This is a genomic window from Streptomyces sp. NPDC005728, assembly GCF_040630895.1.
GTDB lineage: Bacteria > Actinomycetota > Actinomycetes > Streptomycetales > Streptomycetaceae > Streptomyces.
Genome location: NZ_JBEXYL010000039.1, coordinates 30500 through 57377 on the forward strand (window position 1 = coordinate 30500; position 26878 = coordinate 57377).

At 67.8% G+C, this 26878-nt stretch carries 23 protein-coding genes and 4 pseudogenes; 5 read left to right on the plus strand and 22 right to left on the minus strand.

Annotated features, from left to right (window positions below; all coding sequences use genetic code 11):
* Positions 1 to 48: 48 nt before the first annotated feature.
* The gene (ppgK, locus tag ABZ471_RS25290) at positions 49 to 822 is read right to left on the minus strand and encodes a polyphosphate--glucose phosphotransferase (RefSeq protein ID WP_359069184.1); all 774 of its coding nucleotides are present in this window, start codon (positions 820 to 822) and stop codon (positions 49 to 51) included.
* 549 nt (positions 823 to 1371) lie between these two features.
* Between ppgK and ABZ471_RS25295 the strand changes: the two genes are divergently transcribed.
* Both ABZ471_RS25295 and ABZ471_RS25300 read left to right on the plus strand, forming a co-directional pair.
* Complete coding sequence (locus ABZ471_RS25295) at positions 1372 to 2382, plus strand: hypothetical protein (RefSeq protein WP_359069186.1); 1011 nt, start codon at positions 1372 to 1374, stop codon at positions 2380 to 2382.
* Positions 2383 to 2465: 83 nt separating this feature from the next.
* A pseudogene (locus tag ABZ471_RS25300) lies at positions 2466 to 2693 on the plus strand (hypothetical protein); the annotation flags it as partial.
* 91 nt (positions 2694 to 2784) lie between these two features.
* On the opposite strand, the gene pknB reads toward ABZ471_RS25300, so the two are convergent.
* The 9 genes and pseudogenes from pknB to ABZ471_RS25345 all read right to left on the minus strand — a co-directional run bounded on the left by pknB (position 2785) and on the right by ABZ471_RS25345 (position 11329).
* Positions 2785 to 4701 carry a Stk1 family PASTA domain-containing Ser/Thr kinase gene (gene pknB, locus ABZ471_RS25305; protein WP_359069249.1) on the minus strand — a complete coding sequence of 639 codons (1917 nt, stop codon included), beginning with the start codon at positions 4699 to 4701 and terminating at the stop codon, positions 2785 to 2787.
* A 270-nt stretch (positions 4702 to 4971) separates the two neighbouring features.
* On the minus strand, positions 4972 to 5325 hold the full coding sequence (locus ABZ471_RS25310) for a DoxX family protein (protein WP_359069187.1): 354 nt from the start codon (positions 5323 to 5325) through the stop codon (positions 4972 to 4974).
* Positions 5322 to 7163 carry an acetoacetate--CoA ligase gene (locus ABZ471_RS25315; protein WP_359069188.1) on the minus strand — a complete coding sequence of 614 codons (1842 nt, stop codon included), beginning with the start codon at positions 7161 to 7163 and terminating at the stop codon, positions 5322 to 5324. The genes ABZ471_RS25310 and ABZ471_RS25315 overlap by 4 nt, the downstream gene beginning before the upstream one ends.
* A 92-nt stretch (positions 7164 to 7255) precedes the next feature.
* Positions 7256 to 7504 (minus strand): annotated as a pseudogene (locus ABZ471_RS25320) (FAD-dependent monooxygenase); the annotation flags it as partial.
* 20 nt (positions 7505 to 7524) lie between these two features.
* The gene (locus ABZ471_RS25325) at positions 7525 to 8463 is read right to left on the minus strand and encodes a fumarylacetoacetate hydrolase family protein (RefSeq protein ID WP_359069190.1); all 939 of its coding nucleotides are present in this window, start codon (positions 8461 to 8463) and stop codon (positions 7525 to 7527) included.
* Between the two features lie 34 nt (positions 8464 to 8497).
* A complete protein-coding gene (locus tag ABZ471_RS25330; protein WP_359069192.1) occupies positions 8498 to 9643 on the minus strand; it encodes a VOC family protein in 1146 nt (381 codons plus the stop codon).
* Positions 9644 to 9855: 212 nt separating this feature from the next.
* Entirely contained in the window at positions 9856 to 10029 is a 174-nt protein-coding gene (locus tag ABZ471_RS25335; protein ID WP_359069255.1) for a hypothetical protein, read from the minus strand.
* Between the two features lie 61 nt (positions 10030 to 10090).
* A pseudogene (locus ABZ471_RS25340) lies at positions 10091 to 10639 on the minus strand (DUF2993 domain-containing protein); the annotation flags it as partial.
* 225 nt (positions 10640 to 10864) lie between these two features.
* Positions 10865 to 11329: a TetR/AcrR family transcriptional regulator gene (locus ABZ471_RS25345; RefSeq protein ID WP_359069194.1), complete on the minus strand. Its 465-nt coding sequence runs from the start codon at positions 11327 to 11329 to the stop codon at positions 10865 to 10867.
* Positions 11330 to 11519: 190 nt separating this feature from the next.
* Between ABZ471_RS25345 and ABZ471_RS25350 the strand changes: the two are divergent.
* A pseudogene (locus ABZ471_RS25350) lies at positions 11520 to 13129 on the plus strand (MFS transporter).
* A gap of 215 nt (positions 13130 to 13344) precedes the next feature.
* Here ABZ471_RS25350 and ABZ471_RS25355 read toward each other — a convergent pair.
* Positions 13345 to 13992: a TetR family transcriptional regulator gene (locus ABZ471_RS25355; protein WP_359069196.1), complete on the minus strand. Its 648-nt coding sequence runs from the start codon at positions 13990 to 13992 to the stop codon at positions 13345 to 13347.
* A gap of 121 nt (positions 13993 to 14113) precedes the next feature.
* Positions 14114 to 14749 (minus strand): TetR family transcriptional regulator, encoded by a 636-nt coding sequence (locus ABZ471_RS25360; protein ID WP_359069198.1) that lies wholly within the window; start codon positions 14747 to 14749, stop codon positions 14114 to 14116.
* 524 nt (positions 14750 to 15273) lie between these two features.
* Between ABZ471_RS25360 and ABZ471_RS25365 the strand changes: the two genes are divergently transcribed.
* Positions 15274 to 15960 (plus strand): GntR family transcriptional regulator, encoded by a 687-nt coding sequence (locus ABZ471_RS25365; protein WP_359069200.1) that lies wholly within the window; start codon positions 15274 to 15276, stop codon positions 15958 to 15960.
* A gap of 100 nt (positions 15961 to 16060) precedes the next feature.
* On the opposite strand, the gene ABZ471_RS25370 is transcribed toward ABZ471_RS25365, so the two are convergent.
* From ABZ471_RS25370 to ABZ471_RS25385, 4 genes are all read right to left on the minus strand, one after another.
* Entirely contained in the window at positions 16061 to 17050 is a 990-nt protein-coding gene (locus ABZ471_RS25370) for a zinc-binding alcohol dehydrogenase family protein (RefSeq protein WP_359069202.1), read from the minus strand.
* Positions 17051 to 17396: 346 nt separating this feature from the next.
* Positions 17397 to 18041 carry a 3-oxoacid CoA-transferase subunit B gene (locus ABZ471_RS25375; RefSeq protein ID WP_359069204.1) on the minus strand — a complete coding sequence of 215 codons (645 nt, stop codon included), beginning with the start codon at positions 18039 to 18041 and terminating at the stop codon, positions 17397 to 17399.
* Positions 18038 to 18688 carry a 3-oxoacid CoA-transferase subunit A gene (locus tag ABZ471_RS25380; protein WP_359069250.1) on the minus strand — a complete coding sequence of 217 codons (651 nt, stop codon included), beginning with the start codon at positions 18686 to 18688 and terminating at the stop codon, positions 18038 to 18040. Before ABZ471_RS25380 ends, ABZ471_RS25375 begins: the two co-directional genes overlap by 4 nt.
* Before the next feature lie 5 nt (positions 18689 to 18693).
* On the minus strand, positions 18694 to 19887 hold the full coding sequence (locus tag ABZ471_RS25385) for a thiolase family protein (RefSeq protein WP_359069206.1): 1194 nt from the start codon (positions 19885 to 19887) through the stop codon (positions 18694 to 18696).
* A 70-nt stretch (positions 19888 to 19957) separates the two neighbouring features.
* Between ABZ471_RS25385 and ABZ471_RS25390 the strand changes: the two genes are divergently transcribed.
* On the plus strand, positions 19958 to 20866 hold the full coding sequence (locus ABZ471_RS25390) for a LysR substrate-binding domain-containing protein (protein ID WP_359069207.1): 909 nt from the start codon (positions 19958 to 19960) through the stop codon (positions 20864 to 20866).
* Between the two features lie 14 nt (positions 20867 to 20880).
* On the opposite strand, the gene ABZ471_RS25395 is transcribed toward ABZ471_RS25390, so the two are convergent.
* From ABZ471_RS25395 to ABZ471_RS25420, 6 genes are all read right to left on the minus strand, one after another.
* Complete coding sequence (locus ABZ471_RS25395; protein ID WP_359069209.1) at positions 20881 to 21693, minus strand: ABC transporter ATP-binding protein; 813 nt, start codon at positions 21691 to 21693, stop codon at positions 20881 to 20883.
* Positions 21681 to 22487, minus strand: coding sequence for an ABC transporter ATP-binding protein (locus ABZ471_RS25400; RefSeq protein WP_359069211.1), 807 nt, complete (start codon positions 22485 to 22487; stop codon positions 21681 to 21683). The genes ABZ471_RS25395 and ABZ471_RS25400 overlap by 13 nt, the downstream gene beginning before the upstream one ends.
* Positions 22488 to 22512: 25 nt before the next feature.
* Positions 22513 to 23796, minus strand: coding sequence for an ABC transporter substrate-binding protein (locus ABZ471_RS25405; protein ID WP_359069213.1), 1284 nt, complete (start codon positions 23794 to 23796; stop codon positions 22513 to 22515).
* Positions 23793 to 24935 carry a branched-chain amino acid ABC transporter permease gene (locus ABZ471_RS25410; RefSeq protein WP_359069215.1) on the minus strand — a complete coding sequence of 381 codons (1143 nt, stop codon included), beginning with the start codon at positions 24933 to 24935 and terminating at the stop codon, positions 23793 to 23795. The genes ABZ471_RS25405 and ABZ471_RS25410 overlap by 4 nt, the downstream gene beginning before the upstream one ends.
* A gap of 62 nt (positions 24936 to 24997) precedes the next feature.
* Positions 24998 to 25891, minus strand: coding sequence for a branched-chain amino acid ABC transporter permease (locus ABZ471_RS25415; RefSeq protein WP_359069216.1), 894 nt, complete (start codon positions 25889 to 25891; stop codon positions 24998 to 25000).
* 2 nt (positions 25892 to 25893) lie between these two features.
* Positions 25894 to 26742, minus strand: a complete 849-nt coding sequence (locus ABZ471_RS25420) for a fumarylacetoacetate hydrolase family protein (RefSeq protein ID WP_359069218.1) — start codon at positions 26740 to 26742, stop codon at positions 25894 to 25896.
* Positions 26743 to 26878: the final 136 nt, after the last annotated feature.

Genomic DNA, 26878 nt, shown 5'->3' on the forward strand with positions numbered 1-26878 from the left:
GAGCCTCCCTGAAGGTGCCGCCCCTGCCCTCATATCGAGCACGGCAGACTAGGGTTGAGCCTTCCCGGCCGGGGCGAAGAGCGCCGCGCCGACAATGCCCGCATCGTTCAACAGCTGCGCCGGCACGATCTCGGTCCTGAGCTCGATGTACGGCAGGAACTTGTCGGCCTTCTTGCTGACGCCGCCGCCGATGACGATCAGGTCGGGCCACAGCAGCCGCTGGACGAGCTCCAGATACGTCTCCACACGGTGCGCCCATTTCTTCCAGGACAGGTCGTCGTGCTCGCGCACCGACTCCGCGGCCCAGTCCTCGGCATCCTCGTGGTGCAGCGGAAGGTGCCCCAGCTCGCTGTTGGGCACCAGGATCCCGTCGGAGAAGACGGCACTGCCGATACCGGTGCCGAGCGTCACCATCACGACGACGCCCTTGCGTCCCTTGCCGGCTCCGAAGCGCATCTCGGCGATCCCTGCCGCGTCGGCGTCGTTCACCACCCTCACGTCGCGGCCGGTCGCTCCTGCGAAGAGCTGGGCGGCGTCCGCTTCCATCCAGGCCGGGTCGATATTGGACGTCGTCTGGACTCTGCCGCCCCGGATGACGGCCGGGAGCGTCAGCCCAACCGGTCCTTGGACGCCGATCTGGGCGAGGACCTCCACGACCACGTCCGCGACTGCCCCCGGAGTCGCCGGATGCGGGGTCGGGATCCGGACCCGCTCACCGATGATGCTGCCGAGCTCGAGGTCGACCGGCGCTCCCTTGATACCGGTCCCACCGATGTCGACCCCCAGCACATGGGCCGTCCTGTCCGGAATTGCCTGCGCCACTGCCCGCTCCCCTCAGGGGTCGGCCCAAAATGTGTTGTGTGAGTTTTAGGCCGGCCCCACAAGAGCTTCGCCGTATAACACTTAATATTCGCACACACCTCTTATGCTCGCCACACCACCCTTATGAGGCCATATCGAAAGTAAAAGGGTATATTCAAGCATTACATGCCGACATGAGTATTGGCTTTCCCCTCCGTTCGAGAGGAACGCGCCTGCGACTGATGCCAGTCGCGACGGTGCCCTCCAGCAACTTTCGGAAATCAAGCCGACCGGGAACCTCTCCCGCATCCATGAGCCGTCGCCAATCCCCACCCGGGCCGGCCGCGACCAGAGCTTACGGAGGCGTGATGCAAACCCGACCGCGCAGTGCAGGCGGTCCAACAGCTCCATGACGCCGACGTCGTCTCGAACTCGCGCCGCGAGTCGCCGACGGAGCAGCCTGGGCTGGGCGAGCACGAAGCCCTGTCCTCGGAACGATGCTTGGTGGAGCCCCCGGTTGCGGCGTTTCCGCAACCGCAGAGCGGAGCACGCCTTACTGCCGTCCTGACAGTGCGAGCGTGGCACGCGGTGGCGGCCACCTCCAGCGGGCCGGCATCCTGCTCGTGCCGGCTCCAACTACGGTGCGGACACACCCGTGCCCAGCTCACCACCGGATTCGACATCGGAACCATCACGGCGTACCAGTACCTGGCCGGAGCCGTTGAGATCGTCGAGAACAAGATGCCGCAGGATCTGATCGGCTCCTCCTCGCGCCACTGCTTCGGCGACTCACCGGAGGCGGCCACGACCGGGCACCTGCCCGACATCAAGACTCCGGTCATCCCGGCCCACCACGATCCAGCACAGGCAGCGATCTTCTCCGACGTCGTCAACGCGTACGGACGGCACATCGCGAACGACCGGCAGGGCGGCATGCCGGCGGGGCTGCGCCACTCGATGGGCGGCATGATGTCCGACCACATCGGTGACATCCACCAGCTCCTAGGCCAGGAGCGCGACGTGCCCACAGACCTCAGCGGCCTCCCCATCGAGAAGAAGGGCCTGGTCCCCGTCATGCATGCGATGGCGGAGGACGGACACCCGTTCGGACAGGTGCACGACGCCGAGACGTCGTACGTCTCCCAGGAGCTCAACAAGTACGACGGCCAGGCGTTCTTTGAGGAGCACGCGCCCGGTGCCGACAAACTGACGGCGTTGCAGGACTGTCCGACATGGCGCGACGGGACGCTGCACAGGCGGATGGCAGCCGTCCTGATGACGGCCACAACGGGACTCACACAGCAACTCGGCCGCTCCAAAACGTCGTTCAAGGGAGCCCGCCACCGCTCCCCGGTTACTCGAGAAGCATGCCCCGACCGCCGGAATGGCGTGCGGCCTCCCGGGCTTCAGCGTGCCCGTGAAGTACACCGAGGAGTTTGCGACCGAGAGCGACTTCAGGCTGTGGAGCTGCTCGCTCGGTACCGGAAACGGCCATATGCACTTCACCGTCTCGCAGGCTCCGTACCTGGTCCGGCTGGGCGGCTCCGATTCCGGCCCCGGGTCCACGACGCTGAAGTGTGATGTCAGGCAGACCCTCGTACAGACCGGCTGCGCCCAGGCTGTGGCCGCGGGGTGGAGGTGCTTCCTCGGCGTCCGGTGCTGACCCTTTGCTGACGCCCGAAGGTGTGCGGTACCTCTGACCTGGGAAGAACCGTCGACCACGTGGTATGTGGTGGAACTTCGTCGCCCGCTCCCAGGTGGAGATCGAGCGGGCCCGCGAGGACTGGATGAACGGGTCGGGATTTGGGGAAGTGAAGGGGTACGACGGGGATCGGCTGGCGGCTCCGGAGCTTCCGCCTGTGCCGCTGAAACCGCGGGGCCGGGTGCGCTGAGCCGGCTTTTTCCACCCATGGAGCGAGTATCGCCAGGCGGGGGGCAGCGCACCCCGTCCCGTTGAATCGACCTGCGTCGGCAAACAGGGACCTACGACGCACTCGGCGACGGGGATGCGCTCTGTGCGGCTTCGCCTTCCCCGGACGACGCCGTCTCCTCGGTGACGACGATCACGGTGCTTCCCTCCGCGACCTCGCTACCCACCTGTGGCGTGCTGGAGGTCACGATGGAGTCGGACGCCTGGGAGGAGCCGGAGGCGACACTGACAGTGAGTCCGCGGCCGTCGAGCTCACTGCGGACCTCAGCCAGCGTCTTGCCTACGATGTCACCGGGGATCTCGACGGTCTGCTGCGCCTTGGCTATCTGAATGTCGATCGTGCTGCTGGGGTCGACTTCGGAGCCCGCCTGCTCGCTCTGGCCGATGACCGTGCCCGGGGTGGCGTCGCTTTCGACCTCGGTAGTGCCTCCCAGTTTCAGGTCGTGCTCCCCCAGCAGCTTTGTGGCCTCGTCCACGGTCTTCCCCGACAGGTCCGGGACAGTGGACTTCGCCTCTTCCTTGGCCACGGTGAGGGTGATCTCAGTGCCCTTCTCCGCCTTTTCACCGCCGTCCGGACTCTGCTCGAGGACCGTTCCGGCGTCCTTGCCGGACTCCACGTGCCGGGTCGTCACCTGGAATCCCTTGCTTTCCAGGATGCGCGAAGCGTCGTCCTCGTTCTTGTCCACCACGTCCGGTACCTCGACCTTCGGTGAACCCGTCGAGACAGTGACGGAGACGGACTCGCCCTTGGCGAGACGGCCATCGGTGGGGCTCTGCGTGCAGACGTGGTCCTCAGGCTGGTCGTCGCACGGCCCCTTTTCGGCAACCGTGACCGTGAGTCCGACGTTGTCTGCCGCCGTACGTGCGTCGTCGAGCGTCTTTCCGACCAGAACCGGGACGTCCGCCTCGCCGTCGGCGGCCGAGCCCCGCCCGAACATGAACCAGCCCAGTCCGACCGTCAGTACGACGACCGCGACACCGGCCACGATCAGGGCGCTGGTCCCTCGCTTCCCTCCCCCCTCGTCCGCATCGTCGCCATCCCCCTCGTCCGGCCTCCCGAGCGGCTCCCGCGGAGGCACTGCCGCAGGCGCGAAGGCGCGGGTATCCAGACACCCCATGACGTCGTCGAGCATCTCTGCGGCGGACTGGTACCGGTGAGCACGGTCCTTCTCCAGGGCCCGCAGGACGAGCGCGTCCATCTCCGGAGTGACCAAGCCATTGAACAGACTCGGTGGCTGCGGTGCCTCCTGGACGTGCTGGTACATCACCGCCACGGGAGAGTCGCCGAGGAAGGGCGGCCGGTAGGTGAGGAGTTCGTACAGCAGACATCCCACCGAGTAGAGGTCGGACCGGGCATCGATCTCCTCGCCCAACGCCTGCTCCGGAGAGAGGTACTGCGCGGTGCCGATCACCATGGACGTCTGGGTTAGACCCATGTCCCGCATGTCGCGTGCGATCCCGAAGTCCATGACCTTCACCTGACCGGCGCGGGTCACCATGACGTTGGCCGGCTTGATGTCCCGGTGCACGATGCCCTGGCGGTGGGCGTGCTCAAGCGCCTGGAGGATGCCCTCGGCGAGTTCGAGAACACGCTGCGGCGTCAACGACGGCTGGGCGTAGAGCGCCTCGCTCAGCGGTGTGCCGTCGACGTACTCCATCACCAGGTACGGCACCGGCACGGCGACGCCGTCCTGCCCGTAGGTCAAGTCCTCGCCGGTGTCGTAGACCGCTGCGATCGCCGGATGGTTGAGCGAGGCTGTGGACTGAGCCTCTCTGCGGAACCTCGCCTGGGACACATGGTCCTGAGTGAGGTCGGCCCGCAGGGTCTTGACCGCGACGATCCGGTCCAGCCGGCTGTCGTGGGCCAGGTGCACCTCGGCCATGCCTCCCTGCCCGAGCAGCCGCCTCAGTTCGTAGCGGCTGCCGAACGCTGTCGGCGGCCAGGGTATGACGGGAGCCGGATGCCACACGCCTCCACCCGTACCGGCGAAGGTCGGCTCGTCTGGTCCAGGGAAGTTCACAGCACGTCTCCACAAGGGTCACGGGTCCGGGTCGGATCCCGGCGGGCGTTCGGGCCGGTCGCACCATGTCCTGCGCCTGTCGGCCCGAAGCGGTGGCCCCGCTGGTCGCGATGACCGACCCGGCCGAAAGATCGGCGCGGCCGTCATCGGTTCCAGCGAGCGGGAGACCCGTGATGCATCGACGGGCCTCCCTCATAAGGTGGTGCACATCCTTTTCCGTCAGCCGACGGCCACCACCGTCCCCGCGTATGCCACCGCCGCCAGGGCCAGCACGGCCGCCGGCACCGCTCGTACCACCGCGTCGTGGTGGCGCAGGTGCACCACCACGGCTGCGACCATCAACAGCGCCAGCCCAGTCGCCGCGGCCGCCCCGAGCGGAGCCGAGGCCAGCCCGCACAACAGCCCGAGGGCTCCGGCGACCTCCAGGAAGCCGACGACCCGGTAGAGGCCGGTCGTCATGCCGAGATGTGCCGCCGCCTGGCGCATGAACGGCACCGCGGCGAGCTTCGCCAGACCCAGCAGGAGGAAGACCGGGGCCAGCACGACGGCCAGGGTGAGGTGTGCGGTGCTCATGCCGACCGACCCCGGCGCTCGGCACCCAGGCCGGCGTAGTAGTCGATGAGGTCCGGAGCGTCCACCGCGGCGGGGTTGACGACCTGCTCGACCGAGGCGCCCTGGAGCAGGCGTTTGACCGGTACTTCGAGCTTCTTACCGGTCATGGTGTGCGGAATTCCCGGCACTTCGAGGATCTCGTCGGGGACATGGCGGGGTGAGGCGCCCGTACCGATGGCGTCGCGGATCTTCTCCCGGAGGGCGTCGTTCAGAGTCACGCCGGCGGCCGGGACGACGAACAGCGGCATCCAGTAGCCGCCGTCGGGTTCCTCCGCGCCGATGACGAGGGCTTCGGTGATCTCGGATAGGTGTTCGACGACGTCGTGGATGTCGGCGCTGCCGAGGCGCACGCCGTTGCGGTTCAGTGTGCTGTCGGAGCGGCCGTGGACGATGACCGAGCCGTGGCCTGTGACGGTGATCCAGTCTCCGTGCCGCCAGATGCCGGGGTAGGTGGAGAAGTATGCGTCGTGATAGCGGGTGCCGTCGGGGTCGTTCCAGAAGTACAGCGGCATCGACGGCACAGGGCGCGTGACGACCAGTTCGCCGACCTGCCCGGTGACCGGGCGGCCCGCGGTGTCGTATGCGGCCAGCGCCACGCCCAGGTGCGGAGCGGACAACTCGCCAGCCCACACGGGGGTGTTGGGCGCACTGCCGGCGAAGCCGGAGACGATGTCGGTGCCGCCGCTCTTGGCCATGCCCAGCAGGTATTGGGGGCTGGTGCCGAAGACGGTCACCTTGTGGCGCGCGGCTAGTTCCCAGAGGATGTCGGGCCTGGCGTACGGTGCCGGGCTGCCGTCGTAGGTGCATGTCGTGGCGCCGGTCAGCAGGGTCGATGCGATCAGGTTCCACATCATCCAGTGAGTGGTGGTGTACCACAGTAGGCGGTCGCCGGGGCCGAGGTCGGAATGCAGGCCGAGGGTCTTCAGGTGTTCCAGCACGACGCCGCCGTGACCGTGGACGATGCCCTTGGGCAGGCCGGTGGCGCCGGAGGAGAACACCACCCACAGGGGGTGGTCGAACGGGACCGGCACGCAGGTGAGTTCCTCGGTACGGGTGGCGGCGTCCTCCCACGGCACGGCCAGCGACGGGTACGCGTGCGACGGCCAGGGCAGGCCCATGTGGTCCACCAGCACCGTGGCCTTCAACGTCGGCAGCTCACGGGCGAGTTCGAGGGCGGCGTCGCGGCGGTCGTGGGCAGTGCCGTTGAAGTGGTAGCCGTCGGCGGCGATCAGTACCGTGGGTTCGAGCTGGGCGAACCGGTCGGCGGCGGCCTTGGGCGCGTAGTCCTGTCCGCACACCGACCACACGGCACCCAGGCTCGCGGCGGCCAGGAAGGCCACGATCGTGTGCGGGATGTTGGGCAGATATCCCACGACCCGGTCGCCCGACCTCACCCCCAGGTCGCGCAGGGTCACGGCGACGGAGGCGACCTGGGCCCGCAGCTGACTCCCGGTCACCTCGTAGCCGGAGCTGGTCTCGTCGAGGGCGAGCACCGCCACGCCGTCGTCGGGGAGACGGCGCAGGGCGTGGTGGGCGTAGTTGAGGGTGGCGCCCGGGAACCAGCGGGCACCCGGCATGGTCTCCTCGGCCAGGACCTCCTCGTACGGGGTGTCCGCGTCGATGCCGAAGTAGTCCCACACCGCCGCCCAGAAGCCCGCCAGGTCGGTGACCGACCAGCGGTGCAGGGCAGCGAAGTCGGTGCCGTCCCGTCCGGCGTGGCGAGCGAAGTCCACTATGCGGCTGCCCGCGACGGCCTGCGGATCGGGCGTCGTGAAGGGGTCCGGATACGGCGTGATCATCGTGCGGCGCTCCTCGGCAGGCTTTTCTCGACGGTGCGTGGGGAGGGTCGGGGGCCACCCGTGGTGTGCGGCAGGTGCGCCCAGGCGGCGGTGTCGGCCGGGCGGGCGATCGCGGCGAACTCCTCGCCCACGCCCGCGGTCCGGAGGATTCTGCCCGCCTCGTCGTCGGTGGCGACGGCGCGCGGGAGAGGGCAGACGCCCCGATGGCGCTCCACGACGACGCCGCGGACTCCGCGCCGGGCGAGCAGGAGGGCGGCGGTCACGCCCACCGGCCCGGCGCCGTTGACCACGACTGGGACGCGTTGTGCGGCGTTCGGTGACGGCGCCTGGTCGACGGTCATGTACGGCTCACCTCGGGTCCCTACTCGGCGTCCGTGACGGGAGTGCGCTGCTCCCCGAGGTCGATCCGGCTGTCCGGGGTCGAGATCGTCGCCGTGATCACGTCACCCGTGCGCAGGTAGTGCGGGTTCTTCGCCTGGCTCTTGAAGAACGCCTTCCACTTCGCGGCGGGAGGCAGCAGGGCGCCGATCTTCTCGATCGCCTTGGGCGGGGCCTTGAGCGCGGTGCCACCGGGGGTGCCGGTAAGCAGCAGGTCACCGGGGTCGATTGCCTGGAATCGGGCGAGCAGGGTGAGTGCCTGCGCCGGGCGGACGATCATATCGGCGAGGGTGCGGTCCTGACGCCGCTCGCCGTTCACCGACAACGTCAGCCGCAGGTCCGGGAGATGGACGAAGTCCTCCGGCTCCAGCAGGGTCAGGCACGGGCCGGTCGGCGTGAACGTGGGGTACGACTTGCTCTCGTAGAACTGCGTCTTGGTCAGCTGGACGTCGCGGGCGCTGATGTCGTTGGCGATCACGAGCCCGGCGACGTATGACGGCAGGTCGCGTTCCTCGACGACGGTGCCGACGGGCAGAGGCGTGCCCATGACCAGGCCCAGTTCGATCTCGTAGTCGAGGAACTTCACGTGCGGCGGCCGGACGACGCTCTCGTGCGGCCCGCTGACCGACCCGGAGGCCTTGCGGAAGAACGCCGGCGGGATGTCGCCCCTGAATCCCGACTCACGGGCGTGGCTGCGGTAGTTGACCATCTGGGCGATCACCCGGCAGGGGGTGGTGATCGGCGAGAGAGCGACAAGGTCGGCAACGGGCGTGCCCTCGTCGTCCGAAACGGCCGCGTCGCGTACGGAGGCGCGGTCGGCGATCAGTTCGGCGGTGGTGACGGCTTCGGTCTTCACGGGGACGGCGCGCGCGTCGCGCACCACCCACCAGCCGCCGGCGGTGCGCAGGACGTTGGTGCTCATGTCAGTGCCCTTGTTATGTGATGGGGAGTCGGGGTCAGGAGTTCATGGCCTTCATCAGGCCCAGGAGGCGGGCCAGGTCCATCTCGTTTTCGCCCCGCAGGGCCTGGACGACATCGCGGACGCGTTGCGGGGAGGGGCTCGCGCCCAGGAAATCGCGGGTGGCCGGCGGGCCCCACTGGGCCAGGCCGCTCGTCGACATGGGTGCCCAACCGGGTTCGACGTCGCAGGAGAAGAGATCGCCGTCGGCGAAGTGCTCCAGCATGAAGCGGTCGGGGTCGCGCCAGTAGTCGAAGAGCTGGCTGCCCAGGATGTGCCGGCCGATGCCCCAACTGCGTTGGTAACCGCGCTCGGCCAGGTACTCGCCGCCGGCGGCGATCGAGTCGAGGTCGGTCACCTGGTAGGCGGAGTGGACATAGTCGGTGCCCGGCCCCAGGTGCATGGCGAGCGTGTGGTGGTCGGCCGGCACACTGCCCTGGTCGCAGCGTATGAACGCCATGGTCGGGCCACGGTCGCGCTGCCCGTCCAGGAACAGGAAGTCGGACACGATCATCCCGAGTGTGTCCAGGTACCAGTCCAGGGCCCGGGCGAAAACCCGTGTCTCCAGCACCACATGGCCCAGCCGCTGTATACGGGACGGCTCGCGCGGCGGTCGCTGGGTGGCGTTCGCACGACGTCGAGCGGTGCCGGTGTTGAGCGGCAGCGGCTGTTGCCCGGGCAACTCGGGCAGTTCCTCGCCACAGTGCACGACGCGCACCGGGAAGCCCGAGGGGTCAAGCAGATCGACCACACCGCCACCGCCCGGCACGTCGGCGTCCCGTACGGTCATGCCCGTGGCCCGGGCCAGCCTGTCCAGGTCGGACCGTTCCGCCGTACGGAACGCAGGGCCGATGAATCGAGAGGTCCGGCCACGCCGGATAACCATGCAGGGCGAGCCCGCGAAGGTGCCACGCAGCCACAGCTCATGCTCGGTACGCGCGGAGATCTGGAAGCCGAAGTCACGGGCGAAGACCTCGGCCCGGTCCAGATCCGGCTTCTCGAACTCCAGCCAGGCCAGGTCCGCCACCTTGATCACCGGATTCCGGGCCCTGCCCGGATGCTCGCCACGCAGAGCGCCTTGCTCGCTGTGGAGGTCCTGGTGGGCCGTCTTGACACTGGCCCCCTTGACGTGGGTTTCAGACATGGTGCCCTCCGAGCGACATTGCCGTAATGAGGAAATTATCAACTGTGACAGTTCCGTCGTCAAGCCGTTCACGGTGTGACTGATGAATTAATCACAACTGATGCAGCCATCGCACCGCCATTGGACTCGGCGCCTACCGAAGAGAACGGCCTGGCCACCCGGGCGCTGCGCGCTCTCCCGGCACCCCCGAACCCGCCTGACCGGTCGGCATTTCACGCGGCGGACGACGCGCTCGGGCGGAAGGTGACGGACGTGCCGGTGAAGCGGGCATCGATCCCGCCGTCCGTGGGCGTCACCGATCGCAGGTGAAGTCCCTCGGGGATGTTCTCGAGCGGGATGGGCTTCGACAGGGCCTTGTCGAGCAGCTCTGCGGCGGGAGGGATCAACTCCCTGAGTGACCCGGATACCCGAGAAGGCGATGCGGTTGCCGCCGGCCGCCGAGATGGCCGCACTCACGGTCACGTCCCCGCCGAGCGGAAGGCTGACCGTCGCATCGACCAGTCCCGCCCTGCCCCCCTGCGAGATCCCGAGGCCAAGGGTGCTCGACAGGTCGTCGTACGACAAGAATGCGGTCGCCTCGACGCTGCGCGCATGGGCCTCCTCGGCGCTCCCCGAGGTTTTCAGTCCATTCACACCGACGACCAGCCTCGTCACCGGCAGCGGCCGGGCCGTTCCGCGGGCCGGTATGTCATGGGCCGTGATCTCGACATGCCGGAGGCTGCCCGCAGCCAGCTGCGTCAGCACGGGAAAACCGCCTACATGCACGTCAGGCCGCCGAGAAGTCCCCATCCCCTTCTGGAACGCCTCCGCCGTACGACTTGCCGCACCGGCTGCGGCAATCCGGTCGACCACGACGGCGCCGACCAGTATCACCGCCAGGGACGCGGCGGCGACGATCGTGCGCCGCCTCCTTGGAGAGGGCGGGCTCGCGTAGACGGAGGAGTCGCCGTAGTAGGGCTCACCGATCGGTTCGTCATCGGACTGGAACGGGTACATGAGTGTCCTCTCCGGGAAAGACTCGGGAACTTCTCGGGATATGCGCCTGGGGTCTGGACGCCCATGCGCTCGGGCCGCGGAGGCTGCGGACGCGGGTGACGGCGAGGTCGCCGTCCACGCCCATGGCGATCAGGGCGGCAGCCGCGGTGCCCGTGCCGTCGTCGCTCCAGGTCCCGGCGTTGACGCAGTCCAGGAGTCCCAGCAAGTGGCCCTCCAGCGCCCGGCTCAGCGGGCCGGCCGGAACGCCGGTCTGGAAGACTCCCTGCCGCTGACCGGTGTCGATGATCGCCGCCGCCGCCTGGCGCGCGGGGGCCAGGATCTCGGCGACCCGCTCGGCCCCGAGATCCTGGGGGCGAGGCGGAGCAGCATGCGGTACCGGTCACCGACGGGCCACACGGCGAGGACGAAGCGCACCAGCTCCGTGACGACGTCCGACTCGGGAGCACCGCGGACAGCGAGTGCCTGCCGCAGCGCCTGCGCGGCGTCCTCCACGAGCCCCTCCACGAGCGCAGCCCTTCCGTTGAAGTGGCCATAGACCGTCCGGCGCACCACGCCTGCGGCTTCGGCGATGTCACCGAGGCTGCTGTCGGGATCGCGGCCGAGTTCCTGTCGCGCGGCTTCGAGGATGCGAGCCCGGGTGGGGCGCGTGCGGCTGCGCCCCGGGGGTTCGGGCATGTATGCGCTGGCCATGGGTCCTCCGGTCGGTCGGCGGTAGGAGGGCGCCTCGATAGTTGCACAGCAGCGAGCAATTAACTAGTCTGCACATCAGTGAGCAATTAATCGTTCCGGTGCCACGCAGGCCCACGGCCGCGACCACACCGCTCACCCCGTTCCGCGAACCCCCGAAGCCTCCGCTTCACCTCCCGCCGAGGAGATTTCGATGCCGCTCTTCGCCACCACACCCGTCGAGAAGACGACGGGGCCCTACCCGCGTCGCTGGTGGGCCCTGATCGTGCTCTGCCTGAGCCTGCTGATCGTCGTCATGGCGAACACGTCGCTGATCGTGGCGGCGCCCGATCCCGAGACCTGGGCCTGTCCAGCAGTGACCTGCAGTGGGTCATCGACGGCTACACCGTCCCGTACGCCGCCCTGATGCTGGTCCTCGGCTCGATCGGCGACAAGTACAGCCGCCGCGGCGCCCTGGTCCTGGGTCTGCTGATCTTCGCGGGCGGCTCGGTGATGGGCAGCCAGGTACACCACACCGACCTGGTCATCACCGCCCGCGCGATCATGGGCATCGGCGCCGCCGTCGTCATGCCGGCCACGCTGTCCCTACTGGTCGCCGTCTTCCCGAAGGCGGAGCGCGCCAAGGCCATCACTGCGTGGTCCGCCACCTCGGGCCTCGCCATCGCCGCCGGGCCGCTCGCCGCCGGATGGCTGCTCCAGCAGCACGCCTGGGGCTCCACCTTCCTGATGAACGTGCCCATCGCCGTCCTCGGAGTCATCGGGGCGCTGCTCCTCGTGCCGCTGTCCAAAGCCGACGACATGGGCGGCATCGACTACGTCGGCGGTCTGCTGTCGATCGTCTCGGTCGGCTCCCTGGTCTACGCGACCATCGAGGGTCCGCACTTCGGCTGGGGCACCGGCCCGATCACCGCGGCCGTGGTCGCCGGCGTCGGCCTGCCGGCCTTCGTCGCCTGGGAACTGCGCCGCCCCCACCCCATGCTGAACGTCCGCAAGTTCACCGAGCGCCCCTTCTCCGGCTCCATGCTCGCGGTGCTGTTCTTCTTCTTCGGCACCTTCGGCTCGATCTACTACTGCACCCAGTTTCTGCAGTTCGTCCTCGGCTACGACGCCCTGGGGACCGGCGTACGACTGCTGCCGCTGGCCGGAGCCGTCTTCGCCGGTGCCGCGGTGACCGGCCGGATCGCCCCGAAGCTGGGCGTGAAGTCGGTCGTGGGCACCGGCATGGTGATCGGCACGGCGGGCGTCTTCCTGCTCACACGCATCGAGTCCGGCTCGACGTACACCGACTTCCTCGCGCCCCTGCTCATGCTCGGCTTCGCGATCGGCCTGAGCGTGTCCCCCGCCACCGACACCATCATGGGCTCCTTCCCGGAGTCGGAACTGGGCGTCGGCGGCGGTGCCAACGACACCGCGCTCGAACTCGGCGGCTCCCTGGGTATCGCCGTCCTCGGCTCGCTCCTCGCCACGTCCTACAAGCACAAGTTCACCGACCTGATCGGCGGTCACCTCCCGGCCGCCGCGATGGACACCGCCAAGGACTCGGTGGGCGGCGGCCTCGCGGTCGCCGAGCAGGTCGCGAAGAACCCGCAGGGCGGACCCCAGCAGGCCCAGGTCCTCGTCCACGCCGTCCACGAGTCCTTCGCCCACGCCATCGCCCAGACCAGCCTCATCGGCGGCATCGTCATGGCCGTCGGCACCCTGGACGTCATCACCGTCCTGCCGGGCCGCAAGCACGCCGGCGGGCACCGTCGGCGGGGCACCGTGGTGGCAGCGGAGGAGACCGATTCCGTGGGCGTGGCCTGAACCCCACGGGGTCACGGGCCGGACAGCTGATCCGGTCTGCACCGCCCGAGGACGGGCCGTGCCCGAGCGGCGCACGGCCCGTCCTCGGGCGGTGCCGGGAGGGGACGCCCGGCACCGTCCCGATGCGGCGCCACCGTCAGGGCGTACATGACGAGACCCCGGTGTTATCGCACCAGGGTCTGTTCGAACTTCTGCACCAACAGCAGCGACGCGGCTCAGCCGCCGACGGCATCCTCCGCCGCCGACAAGGCGACCGCTTCGTCGACCACGACGCGTGCCCGCTTCTCCGGGACACCGGCCGCGATGAGCGTGGCGACAGCCACCCGAGTGCCGTCGTCCTCGAACGCACCCGTGTTGACCTCCTCCAGCAGGGCGACCGTCATCGCCTCCAGGCCGGCGCTGAGCACTGCTGGCGGCAGATGGGAGTGGAAGACGCCCTCGCGCTGTCCCTGCTCCACGATGACCGTGCCCCTGATACGGGCAGGCTTGAGGATCTCGTCGACACCTTCCACGCCCAGGTCCCGCCGGGCCAGTGCCAGGAGCATCCGGTAGCGGTCACCCACCGGCCAGATCGACAGGGAGAAGCGCGCGAGTGCCCGCTCGGCCGACTCGGTCACTGGCGGTCCGTCCGCCACAGCGGCCTGGACGGCTTCGGCGGCCTCCTCGGCCAGCGCCTCGAGGAGCGCCGCGCGCCCGGGAAAGTGGCCGAAAAGAGTGCGCCTGACGACACCGGAAGCGCGAGCCAGCTCCTCCAGGGTGATATCAGGGTTCCGTCCGAGCTCCTGGCGCGCGGTGGCCAGGATGCGTGCCCTGTTGGACCGCGCGTTGCGCCGCTGCGGCACGCGGCCGACGGACTGGGACACGAAAGACCTCGATGAAGACCGGAAGAGGAGCAAGTGTGCCCATTGTGGCATGCACGTCCCCGTCACCATCGGCTGCCGCCACCCCCACAGGACCGCTCCGATCAGTGACGACGCACCCTCGTCAATGGAGGTCGGGCAGAGGGGACCAAGCGACGTCATGGGCGTCCTCGGAGGGGACGCCCAACATGCGCAGCAGCATCTCGGCCAGGACCGACGCGGCCTCGTCGCCATCACGCTCGGGCTGGGCGAAGCGGAGCTCCACCAGCCCCAGCAGGGAACCGCCCAGGGCGGTCACCGCGACCGTGGGGTCAGTGATACTAAAACGGCCGGATGCAATGCCCACCTCCACGTCACGTATTGCGCGCCGCCCCAGGCCCGAATCCGAGTGGAGATAGTTGAGGCCCCGGTGACGCACGACCTGCATCAGCTCGGGCCGGGCGTCCGCCAACCGTGCACTCAGGCGAAAGCCGGCCGCGACAAGTTCCGCAGGGTCATCGACGTCTTCCAGGTACTCGTCGAAGGCCTGGCCCAGTTCTTCGAGGGCGTCACGCACCGCCGCGTCGAACAACTCCGTCTTGGATTCGAAGTGATTGTAGAAGGTGCCGAAGCCGAGATCCGCGCGTTCGGCGATCGCCTGGATGCTCGCGCTGGTGTCTCCGGTCTCCGCGAGTATCTGCCGGGCCGCGCGGACGAGCGCCTGACGAGTCTCGGCACGGCGTCGTTCGAAGCGGTTGCTGGGCGGCGCTGACGTGGGCATACCCATCAGTCTACCCATGCGCCCCATCGCGCCGGAGTTCTCATGAGTCAGCCAGTACGGCATTGACGCATTCATCACTCACCCTTGGAGCCCATGAGCTGCCCGAGTCTGTTGATCGCGGGCGGAGGATCGCGGGACACGGCCCCCGCGTCCATCTCCTGACTCGAAATAGCCGCAAAATAGCAGAATATGGGCATTCTTCTTGCCGTCAGCCTTACCTCATCGCTCACCTTTGGAACGCGGCGAACGGACATCGCCATCTTGCTCGGAATTCGACAAGAAATGGGGGACGAAACAGATACATACCGAGCCCCCTGGTGGCGTCAGGATTTCCTCCGTTTTCAGCCCCGCAAACTCTGATTGCTCGGGAATCCCGAAGTCGGGACGGGCGGCCTTGCTGACCGCCGGCTCCCGGTGACCCTCCGCCGCGGAGTGTCAGCACCTCAAGAGTCGACACTGATAGTGACAACCGTCACATGAAGACATTGTGCGAAAGTTCTGGTGAGAGTCGGTAGTCTTGGAGCATGGCTCGCACGGGGAAATCCGAGACTCTCTCCAGTCACGTATACGCGGAGCTGCGGCGCGCGATCTTGAACGGGGCCTACGAGCCAGGCGCTCGTCTGAAGCCGGCCGAACTCCGACTGGAGTTCGGTGTGAGTGTGAGTGTCATCCGAGAGGCACTGTCGCGGCTGGCCGAGCAGCGTCTGGTGAACGGTCAGCACAACCAGGGCTTCCGAGTGGTCGAGCTGACGGAGAAGGGTCTGCGCGAGCTGACCGACCTTCGCGTGCTCATCGAGGGGTACGCGCTGCGCCAGTCGATCTCATTGGGCGACTTCACCTGGGAGTCACGGGTCGTCGCGACTCATCACCTGCTGGCGCGTACACCCACCCGGTCGGAGGATGACCCGCTGCACACCACCGAGCAGTGGGCCGAGGCGCACCGGGATTTCCACACGGCGTTGATCTCGGCGTGCGACATGCCGATGCTCCTGGAGATGTGCAGCTCATTGTTCGACGCCAGTGAGCTCTACCGGCGTCTGTCCGCCCCGTTGACCGCCCAGAGCAAGCGCGATGTCGCCTGTGAGCATCAGCAGATCTGCGACGCGGCGCTGGCTCGGGACGCCGATCTCGCGGTCGCACGACTGAGTGATCACTTCAACCGGACCACCGAGCTGCTGATCAACGCCCGCGAAGCAGAGCCTGACGCCTGACGAGGCGGCGCCTGCCGGCTGAGTGGCTGACGATCCCCAAGGGGACGCTGACACCCACGCGAGGGCCACCGCGAACGTCTCGCGGGGTGTCAGCGGGGTGTCAGTGCTCGAAGGTGACCACTGTCTTTGCGCGCGGCGACCGGTCCATCCGGTGCCACGCCTCAGCGACGTCCTCAAGCTTGTAGACCACTGTCGGGAGGCTCAGACCTCCTTGAGAGGCAAGCTCGAAAATGCTCTTGCAGTGCGTGTTGAAAGTCGCCGGGGAGTACTGGGCGTTGGTGTGACCTCGGATCTCGGCCGGCTTCGACCGCATGGTCTCGCTACGCAGGATCAGCTCCGCACCAGCACTGGCTCCCACGTTCACAAGCCGACCCCCGGCCCCCAGCGTGGAGAGGGCGGCGCCGGCGGGCGCTCCCCAGAGCAGATCGACAACCAAGTCGACGGGTGCGCCCGCCGCTTCGAGAATGCGCTCATCGAGACCAGGGACACCGTCGGCGCCAGGCAGTGTCACGGGGACCACTCGGCCCGCGTCAAGGAGGGCCGCTCCAAAGTCCTCCGAGCCCGTCCGGCTCACTGCGATGACGCGGCGGGCCCCGTGCTCGAGCGCGACGTGCACCGCGCATCGTCCGACCGCGCCGGTCGAGCCCAGGACGACCACGGTTTCGGCCGGGACCAACCCCCCGCGTTCCAGGAGGGCCAGAGACGCGGTCGTGCCGGCGAATCCGATCGCCGCGGCAGTGGTCGAGTCGAGGTCGGACGGAGCACGGATGAGGCTCGCGATGGCGGCGTTCACGGTCTGCGCCATGGTGCCCGGCGCGTTCGCGGGCATGCGGAAGTACACGCGGTCACCGGCCTTCCACTCGCCCCGGTCCGCCTGTACGACACCGACGGCTTCGCGGCCGGGAATCGAGGGCAACGGCGGGTTTCCGCCGTACCAGTTGCCGGAGGTGATGAGCTTGTCGACAGGATTGAAGCCGGCGGCATGAACCTCGATGGGCACGGTGTCGGCGGTTGGGGCCGGCGCGGGAACGGCGGTTGGGCGAGGCGCCTCACCGAGTTTGTGAATTCCAGCGGCCCAGACCTCGCTCATGATGCAGACCCTCCGTCACTGTTCGGTTATGGGCGAACCCACTTGTGTACCTGTCATCCTGACAGTGACTGATGGCTTAATCAAAGATGAGATAGATATCAATCAAGTCGGAAATCGTGCTGACCCACGACGTCCTGATGGCCCGGGGGCCGGTGGTTCCCTCCGACCGGCAGGACCTGTCCCCCCTGTGCGGACGTCATGTGAGACCGACCGGCACATGGATCGCTCGAGCGTCGGGGGGTGGACGGCCGGCCCGAGAATGCTGCCTTTCGAGCCGGCCTGCATCGCAGCCGGCACTCCCCTGCGTGCGAGGCAGGGGTGAATCATGCCGGTCGGCTCCGCTTGGTCACTGCGCGCGCAGCGGCACCTCCAGGCGTTCGGAGAGTTCGTCGAACGTGATGCCGTAGGTCTCGAGAACCGTCGCGGTCCCGGTCTTGTCGAGCTCGAAGACGGCCAGGTCGGTGTAGACCCTCGACACGCAGGCAAGCCCGGTCAGTGGGTAGGTGCACTCCGGCACGAGCTTCGGTCTTCCGCCCTTCGTGAACAGCGTCATCATCACGAACACGCTTTTGGCACCTATGGCCAGGTCCATGGCGCCTCCGACGGCCGGCACGGCATCGGGCTCGCCCGTGTGCCAGTTCGCGAGGTCGCCCTTGGGCGATACCTGGAACGCGCCGAGGACGCAGACGTCCAGGTGGCCGCCGCGCATCATCGCGAAGGAGTCCGCGTGATGGAAGTACGACGCACCCGGCAGTTCGGTGACCGGGATCTTTCCGGCGTTGACGAGGTCGTGGTCGGTCTCGTCGCCGATGGCGGCGCGGCCCATGTTCAGCATCCCGTTCTCGGTGTGGAGGGATACGCCGGAGTCGGCCGGAAGGTAGTCGGCGATCAACGTCGGCTGACCGATGCCCAGGTTGACGTACGCGCCTGACGGAATGTCGTGTGCGACCCGAGCTGCCATCTGGAGCTTGGTCAGAGGTCCGCCGCTCATACCGCCACCAGCCTGTCGACATAGATGCTCGGGGTGATGACCGACTCCGGGTCCAACCGGCCCGGTTCGACGATTTCGCGGACCTGCACGATCGTGAGACCCGCCGCGGTGGCCATCACCGGACCGAAGTTTCGTGCGGTCTTCCTGTAGACGACGTTTCCCAGGCGGTCGGCGCGATGGGCGCCGATGAGCGCCACGTCGCCCTTGATCGGGTACTCGAGCGCGTAGTGCCGACCGTCGATCTCGCGGATCTCCTTGCCGTCGGCGAGGGGTGTGCCGACGCCGGTGGGACTGAAGAAGGCACCGATGCCGGCTCCTGCCGCTCGCAGTCTTTCCGCGAGATTCCCCTGGGGCACGAGCTCGAGCTCCACCTTCCGGGCGCGGTACAGGTCGTCGAAGACCCAGGAGTCCGCCTGCCTGGGGAATGAGCAGACGACCTTGGTGACGCGTCCCTGCGCGAGGAGGGCGGCGAGACCGGTGTCGCCGTTGCCGGCGTTGTTGCACACCACGGTCAGGTCCCGGGCGCCCTGATCGATGAGCGCGTCGATGAGCGCGACCGGCATGCCCGCCAGCCCGAAGCCGCTGATGAGAACCGTGGACCCGTCTTCGACGCCGGCCACCGCTTCGACCGGGTCGGCGCAGATCATGGCGCTCACGCGACGTTCTCCAGCACGACGGCGAGGCCTTGGCCGACGCCTATGCAGATGGCCGCGACGCCGTAGCGGCCGCCGGACTCTCGTAGCCGCTTTGCCAAGGTCCCGAGTACGCGGCCGCCGGACGCGCCGAGCGGATGGCCGATGGCGATGGCCCCGCCCATGGCGTTGACCAGGGCCGCATCGCGCAGTCCGGACTCGAGCCACGCGTCGACGCATGCGATGGACTGCACGGCGAACGCCTCGTTCAGCTCCACGGCGTCGACTTCGGCCCACGTCACCCCGGCCTGCTTCAGTGCTCGCCCGGCAGCTTCGACGGGGGCGTACCCGAACTGCGGGGGATCCACCGCGACCACTCCGCGGCCCGCTATGCGGGCCAAGGGTGCCGAGCCGATGACGCCGGCCGCGTCCGGGGACCCCAGGAGAACGGCGGAGGCACCGTCGCTCAGCGGCGAAGCGTTGCCCGCGGTGATGGTGCCGTCAGGCTGGAAGGAAGGCTTCAGCCCTGCCAGTGTCCGCGTGTTCGACCCCGGCCGGATGCCCTCGTCCCGCCCGAGATCGATGCCGGCGACCGGGACCACCAGATCGTCGTAGAACCCCGCGGACCAGGCTGCGTCAGCCAGGTTGTGCGAGGCGACCGCAAAGTCGTCCTGCCGCTCACGCGAGATGCCGAACCGTTCGCCGAGCAGCTCGTTGGCCTCGCCGAGGGAGACCGTCCACTCCGCGGGCATCCTGTCGTTGACGAGCCGCCAGCCGAGCGCGGTCGAGACCGCGGTCGTGTTCCCGGCGGGGAACGCGCGTGACGGCTTCGGCAGGACCCAAGGCGCTCTGGTCATCGACTCCACTCCACCGCACAGGACGACATCGGCGTCCCCGCACTCGATGGCCCGGGAGGCCGACATCGCGGCGTCGAGCGAGGAACCGCAGAGCCGGTTCACCGTCGTGGCAGGCACCTCGACGGGGAGTCCTGCGAGAAGTACCCCCATCCGGCCGACGTTCCTGTTGTCCTCACCGGCTTGGTTCGCACAGCCCCAGTAGACGTCCTCTACGGCCTCCGGCGCGAGGCCCGGTACCTGTGCGAGTGCTCCGGACATGACGGTTGCCGACAGGTCGTCCCGGCGGGCGGCAGCAAGTGCGCCTCCGAAGCGGCCGAATGGTGTGCGGGTGGCGGCGTACAAGTATGCGGATTTCATAGGGCAAGGCTAGGCAAGTGGACCTAGCGCGGGCCAATACATAATTGGCAATGATTGATAGTCTGTGTGCATGGAAATTCGTCAGCTGCGGTCGTTTCTCGAGGTGGCCCAGGAAAGGCACTTCGGGCGCGCGGCCGAACGCCTGCACATTGCGCAGCCGGCGTTGTCGCAGCAGATCAAGCAACTCGAGCGCCAGGTCGGCCTGAGCCTTTTCACGCGCACGAGCAGGCGGGTGGAACTCACCGAGGCCGGGCTCAGGTTCCTGGAGCACGCGCGCGATCTGCTCGAGGCCGTCGAACGGGTCACTGACGAAATGGGCCTGCTCGCTCAGGGAAAGGCCGGCCGTGTCGCCATGGGGTTCGTGGGGACTGCCACGTACGACGTCCTCCCCCGTGTCGCGCGCGAGGTCAGCCGTGAACTTCCGGACGTCGAGCTCGTCCTGCGTGGTGAACTCCTCACACCACAGCTCGTCGACGGCCTGGTGGATCGCACCTACGACCTCGCGATGTTGCGACCCGAGGGGCTCCGCACGCCAGGCCTGTTGGTCCATACCGTGCGCACCGAGAAGCTGGTCGCGGTCCTGCCCGCCGACCACCCTCTCGCGCACCGCCGCCGCATCGAGTTGGCGGCTCTCGCCGAGGAGACCTTTGTCATCCATCCGTCGGCGAGCCGCTCCTCGATGCACGCCAAGGTGCTCGAAGCCTGCGCGCACGCGGGATTCACACCGAAGAAGTGCCTGGAGGTGGGTGAGACGGCGACGTTGGTCGTGTTCGTCTCAGCCGGCCTCGGTGTCGCCCTGGTGCCGGAGCCGGTGCGGAGCCTGAACCTCGACGGCGTGGCCTATGTCGCACTGGCCGCGCCGACGACCATCGACCTCGCCATGGCCCGCAGGGCCGAAGTCTCGCCGGCGGTGAAACGCGTGGCCGAGCTCGTCACCCGATGCATTGAAAAGAATGCGCCGACGGATTCCCGGGGGTGATTCATCGCGAGGCTTCATGATTCGGTCAGCGCGACACCCAGATACGCGGCCATCACTTCGGGGTGATTGCGGACCTCATCGGGTGTTCCTGTGGTGAGCACCTCACCGAAATTCAGTACTACGAGCGAGTCGGCTGTCGACATCACCATGTTCATGTCGTGCTCGACGAGAACCTGCGTGCAGCTCCCTTCTTCGCGGATGAGCCGCATGACGCATGCCATTTCCTCGGTCTCCTCGTCGTTGAGACCGGCAGCCGGTTCGTCCAGGAGCAGCAGGCGCGGCTTCGTCGCGAGTGCGCGGGCGAGTTCGATGCGCTTGTTCACTCCGTAGGGGAGGGTCGCGATGTCGCGACGCGCGAACTCCGCGAGGTCCAGGAACTCGAGCGTTTCCAGACACACCCGCCGGTGAGCCTTGTCCTGACTCCGCACGCGTGGCGTGCGGGTCATGGCGCCGACGACGCCTGTGTTCATCTGCCAGTGGCGTCCGATGAGTACGTTGTCGAGCGCGGAGAGACCGGGGATGAGCTGGAGGTTCTGGAAGGTCCTCGCCACCCCGAGTCCGACCAGGTCGTGTGGACGTGCCTCGAGCAACGACACCGGTTCGGCGTCGGGGCGATGGAGGACGACGGTTCCGCTGTCGGGTGTGTAGACCCGGGTCAGTACGTTCAGCAAGGAGGTCTTCCCTGCACCGTTCGGGCCGATGAGGGCCAGGACCTGGGCTTTGGGCACGTGGAACGTCACGTCTCGGAGGACGTGGTTGCCGCCGAACGACAGGTTCAGTTCGTCGATGGAGAGAATCGGGTCGGACGTTGTGGTCACTGCATCCATGGAAGGCCCACCTTTTCATCGCGTTCGGCTCGCCTGGGGGCGGACGGCACGAGTTCGCTCCGGCCGTCGCCCAAGTACAGGTCTTTGACGCTTGAGCTCTTGCCGAGTTCTGCCGTGGTACCGGAGGCGATGACGCGCCCGCGCTGCATGACGTAGGCGTGGTCGGCGAGTTGCAGGGCGAGCTCGACGTTCTGTTCCACGAGCAGCAGCGTCAGACCGTCGCGCTTCAGTTCCTCGAGTACGGCGCGGACCTGCTGGATGGCCACCGGTGAGAGGCCGAGACTTGGTTCGTCCAGGACCAGCAGCCTCGGTGAGCTCACCAGCGCGCGTGCGATGGCGACGGTCTGCTGCTGGCCGCCGGAGAGGAGGCCGGCGGGTTCGGCACGGCGTTCTCGGAGCAGAGGGAAACGTTCGAACATGTCCTCGGCGCGCTTGTGGGCTTCCGCCCGGGGGAGGGTGGCTGCGCCGAGCCGGACGTTCTCCTCGACTGTCAGGTGCCTGAACAGCCGACGGCCCTCCATCACCTGGGTCAGTCCGGCTCCGACCGCCGCAGCGGGGTTGCCCTGCGGCAGTCGGGAGCCGAACAGTTCAATGGATCCGCTGGTGACGCATCCACCGTGGTGGGCGAGCAGTCCGGACACGGTCCGCAGCAGTGTGGTCTTCCCTGCGCCGTTCGCGCCGAGGAGGGCCACGGTCTGGCCGGCTTCGACGGACAGGTCTACATCTTCCAATGCCCGGATCGAGCCTCCGTAGCGGACCTGCAGTCCACGTACGGTCAGGACGCTTGCGGTCACGGTCCTTCTCCCTTGCTGAGTCAGGCTACTTGTGGGACCGGTAGTACTCGTCGACCAGGTCGGAGGCGGACCAGGACTTGACGACCTTGAGGGATCCCTCGGTCTTCCGGTCGGCGGTCACGATCGTGTCGGAGTGGTCCGGCACGCCGGGAGTCAGCGACTTCGGGTCGAACTTGAATCGCTCCGGTCCGAGGCCGCCCGTGGGAACGTCGAGTCTGGAGAGCGCGTTGCCGATGGACCCGCGGGTCAGCTTCCCGTCCTCGCTCGCGGCCTTCATCGCGCTGTAGAACATGTATGCACCGGTCCAGCCGATGAGAGCGGGCGGGTTGTCGACCGCCTCCGGGAACTTCTTCTTCAGCGTCTTGCGCGCCAGGTCGATCTGCTTGCCGCCGAGCGCGGCGACCGGTCCCCCGTAGGCAATGGTGAAGTTCTTCTGGAACGCCTTGGAGAACGGCAGGTCGAAGACCGCGGGCGCGAAGCTGGGCTGCAGACCGAGCCAGTCCCACTTGGCGCCGGCCGCGGTGGCCTCGCCGTAGAAGCCGAAGGTCGCTCCGACGGTGCTCGCCATGACGACGACGTCGGGCTTCGACGCCTTGATGCCGGCCAGCTGACCGGAGAAGGACTTGTCGGTCGGGGCGTAGGACTGCTTGGACACGATCTTGAATCCGCGCTTCTTCGATGCGAACTCGAGTGCCGAGAGGGCGCCCTGTCCAAGGGAGTCGGCCTGGTAGAACAGGGCGACCCGCGGGTTCTTGTGGTGCCCGTCCTTTATGTACCAGTCGATGGCGTTGAGCGTGTTGTCCTCGTAGGTGGAGCCGGAGAAGTAGACGCCGTCCTTCTGGTCCTCTTCGGAGCCGGTGTTGGCCACCAGCGGCATACAGTCGTTGCCGATCTGCGCGGCGACCGCGCTGGTGGTCGGGGTGCCGAAGCTCAGCGGTATGCCGGCCACCTGCGAGTTCAGTTCACGGTAGGCCTGAACCGCCTTCTGCGGGTCGTAGCCGTGGTCCTTGACGACCACGTCGATCTTGCGGCCGTCGACTCCGCCGAGTTCGCTGTTCGCGTAGTCGAAGAAGGCCTGGACGCCCTGGGAGAACGGCACGCCGCCGGCGGCGACGGGTCCCGAAAGGTCGCTGAGGACCCCGAGCTTGATCTCCTTGTCGGTGATGCCGACGCTCTGGGAGCAGGCGGCGGACTCGGTGTCCGTCGTCTTGGTGCTCTTGCCGGCCGAGTTCACGCCGCCACACGCCGCGAGCGTGAGCGCTCCGGCGAGCGTCACCGCGAGGTACGCGGGTCTGACACTTCTTCTCATCGGTTTGTTTCCTTTCGGATGAGTACTGCTCGGGTACGAATGCGTTCGGCGATTCGGCTCGCGAGTGTCGCCAGACCACGCGGCTCGAGAACCATGACGACGACCAGAGCGGCGCCGTAGACGACAGCCGTGAACTGTTCGGGCGAGAGCCCGTTGCCGCTCGGGCCGACGGTGACGTACGGCAGGTACGGGGCGAGCGCTTCGACGATCTGGGGCAGGGAGTAGAGGACGGCCGCACCGATGACGGCTCCGTAGACCGATCCCATGCCGCCGAGAACGATGACCGCGATCAGGTCAACCGACATCAGCATGTCGAACTGTTCCCATGAGACGAACGATTGCTGTCCGGCCAGAAGGCCGCCGGCGAGTCCGCAGAGCACGGCCGAGAAGACGAGTGCGGTGCCGCGGTACCGGGCTGGATTGATGCCGAAGCTGCGGGCGGTGATGCTCGAAGTTCCCACCACGTGCAGTGCGCGGCCGATCCGCGAGTCCAGCAGCCGAGTCGAGGCGATGACGCAGAGCGCCAGGACGACCGAGCACAGGAGGAAGTACGCGAGGGACCGCTCGATCACCAGGTTCCCGAACTGAGCGGGCCCCGCGAGGTTCGCTCCGAAGAACGGGATGTCGGTGAGCAGGACTCCGACGGTACCGCCGGTCCAGCCGTCGGCGATCCGGAACACGTGCTGCCCCAGGAACGCCAGGCCCACCGTGATGACCGCGATGTAGACCCCGGCCAGCCGGCTGGCGATGGGGGCGACCGCCCAGCCGAGAACCAGGCAGACGGCCGCTGCGGCCGACAGCGAGATCAGGAAGTTGGGTGCGTAGACGTTGTTGACGTACGCGGTGGTGAAGGCACCGACGCCGATGAAACAGGACGAGCCGAGGTTGACGATGCGCGTCGGTCCGGCGAGCACGGTCAGTCCGATGCCGGCGATGCCGAAGATGGCCGCGGTGGTGGCGACGGTCATGACTTCGCCGGGCCCGTGGACGGCGACTGCGAAAAGAATCGCGATGAGCGCGATCAGTTTCGCGGTACGCGCCGGAGGCCGCGGAATCCGGGTGCGTCGCTTGCCGGTGCTCGGGGTGGCGCCGGTGTTGTCGCCACCCGGCCCCTCGGGTGAGGGTGTGCTCGAAGACATGGCAGTCATCTGGTTGCCATTCGAAGTTGCCGGGCGCGAGCTCGCGCCCTGTGAACTGGTCGTCATACCCGCGACACCTCCCGGCTCCCCAGGAGCCCTTGCGGCCGTACGAGAAGGACGACCAGCATCAGCGCGTAGGGAACGACGAGCTGATAGCCCTGCCCGAGCACCTCCGGCTGCCATGCGCTGGAGACGGCTTCGGCGTAGCCGACGATCAGGCCGCCCATCACGGCGCCGCGCAGCGAGTCCATTCCGCCGAGTGCGACGGCGGGGAGCGCGCGGAGCGCCCAGGTGAAGTTGGACTGGTCCAGCGTGCGCGGGGAGGTGCCGACGAGGACGCCGACCAGGCCTGCCAGGGCGGCGGCGATCAGCCAGACCGCGGCGAGGTTGCGGCGCAGCGAGATTCCTTGGGCCTGAGCTGCCTCAGGATCCTCCGCGCAGGCCCTCATGTTCAGCCCGAACCGGGTCCAGGTCACCACCGCGCCCAGCGCGGCGAGTACCACCGCGGCGATCGCCACGATCCACAGGTCGGAGACCGCGACCAAGTGGTGGAACAGCGACACCGAGTTCGTCCACGGGGAACCGACCTCCAGACTGTTCAACGTCCACTTCTCACGACTCGTCATGAGGGACCGCAGCGCCAGGTCGAACCCGATGGTCGCGACGAGAACAGCGTCCGGCGTCGCGCCCAGGAGCGGGCGCGCGATCAGGCGATAGGCGAGCCAGCCCCCGGCGCACGTGAGAGCGACCGCGCACAGGGTGGAGAGCGTGAAGGGTGCACCGAGGCCGTGGGCGCCGATCTCGTAGGCGGTGTACCCGCCGAGCACGACCAGGGCACCGGCGGCCAGGTTGATGGTGTGGGAGGCCTTGAACACCAAGGCATACCCGAATGCAATGAGCGCGTACAGGCTGCCGACCGCGGCACCGCTGACCAGGATCGTGAGAAGCGTGTCCATCGCTACGCGACGACCACCTTGTTGACCAGGAGGCCGATGCCGTCGATCTCGACCTCGACCAGGTCACCGTCGTGGAGGAACTCCGGCGGCTCGCGGAACATGCCGACACCGCCGGGGGTGCCGGTCACGATCACGTCGCCGGGCGCCAGAGGCGTGAACGTGGAGATGTAGCCGACAAGGGCCGGGACGGAGAAGATCAGGTCCGCGATCGTCGCCGACTGCCGGACGTCCCCGTTGACCCTGGTCTGGATCTTCAGAACGTCGAGGCTCGCCACCTCGTCGGCGGTGACGAGCTGCGGCCCGAACGCTCCGGTGCCGGGGAAGTTCTTGCCGGGCGTCCACTGGGTCGTGTGGCGCTGCCAGTCGCGGACGGAGAAATCGTTGTAGCAGGCGTACCCGGCGACGTGGGCCATCGCGTCCTCCGGGGCGATGGCCGCTCCGGCCTTGCCGATGACGACCGCCAGCTCGCCCTCGTAGTCGAATCGGTCGCTCGCGGGGGGCCGGAGCGCGGGAGCGTTGTGCCCGATCTGGGAGTCGGCGAACCTGGTGAAGATCGTGGGGTGCGTGGCCTCGCTACGGCCGGCCTCGTCACGGTGTGCGCGGTAGTTCACGCCGGCGCACAGGATCTTGCCCGGGTTCGGGACCACGGGCAGGAGCTCGACATCCTCGAGCTTGCGGTCTGCGGTCTCGGCCGTCGCGGCGGCGTCTGCGACAGCGGCCAGGGCAGCGTTCTCCAGGACTGTCCGGATCGAGTCGAGTCCTTCGAGTCGTGTCGAGATGTCCACCAGGCCGTCGTCACGCAGGACGCCGAATCGAACGTCGTCTTCAACGCGGTAGGTCAGCAGTTTCACGGTTGGTCTAGTCCTTTGCCCTCTTGGAGTGTCTGGGGCCACATCTTTGAATACGAAGAAACGACTCGTCAATAAGGAAACGACTCTTGATTCAAGTCTCGACGACTGTAAGGATCGCTGTGGAGAACGTGACCCT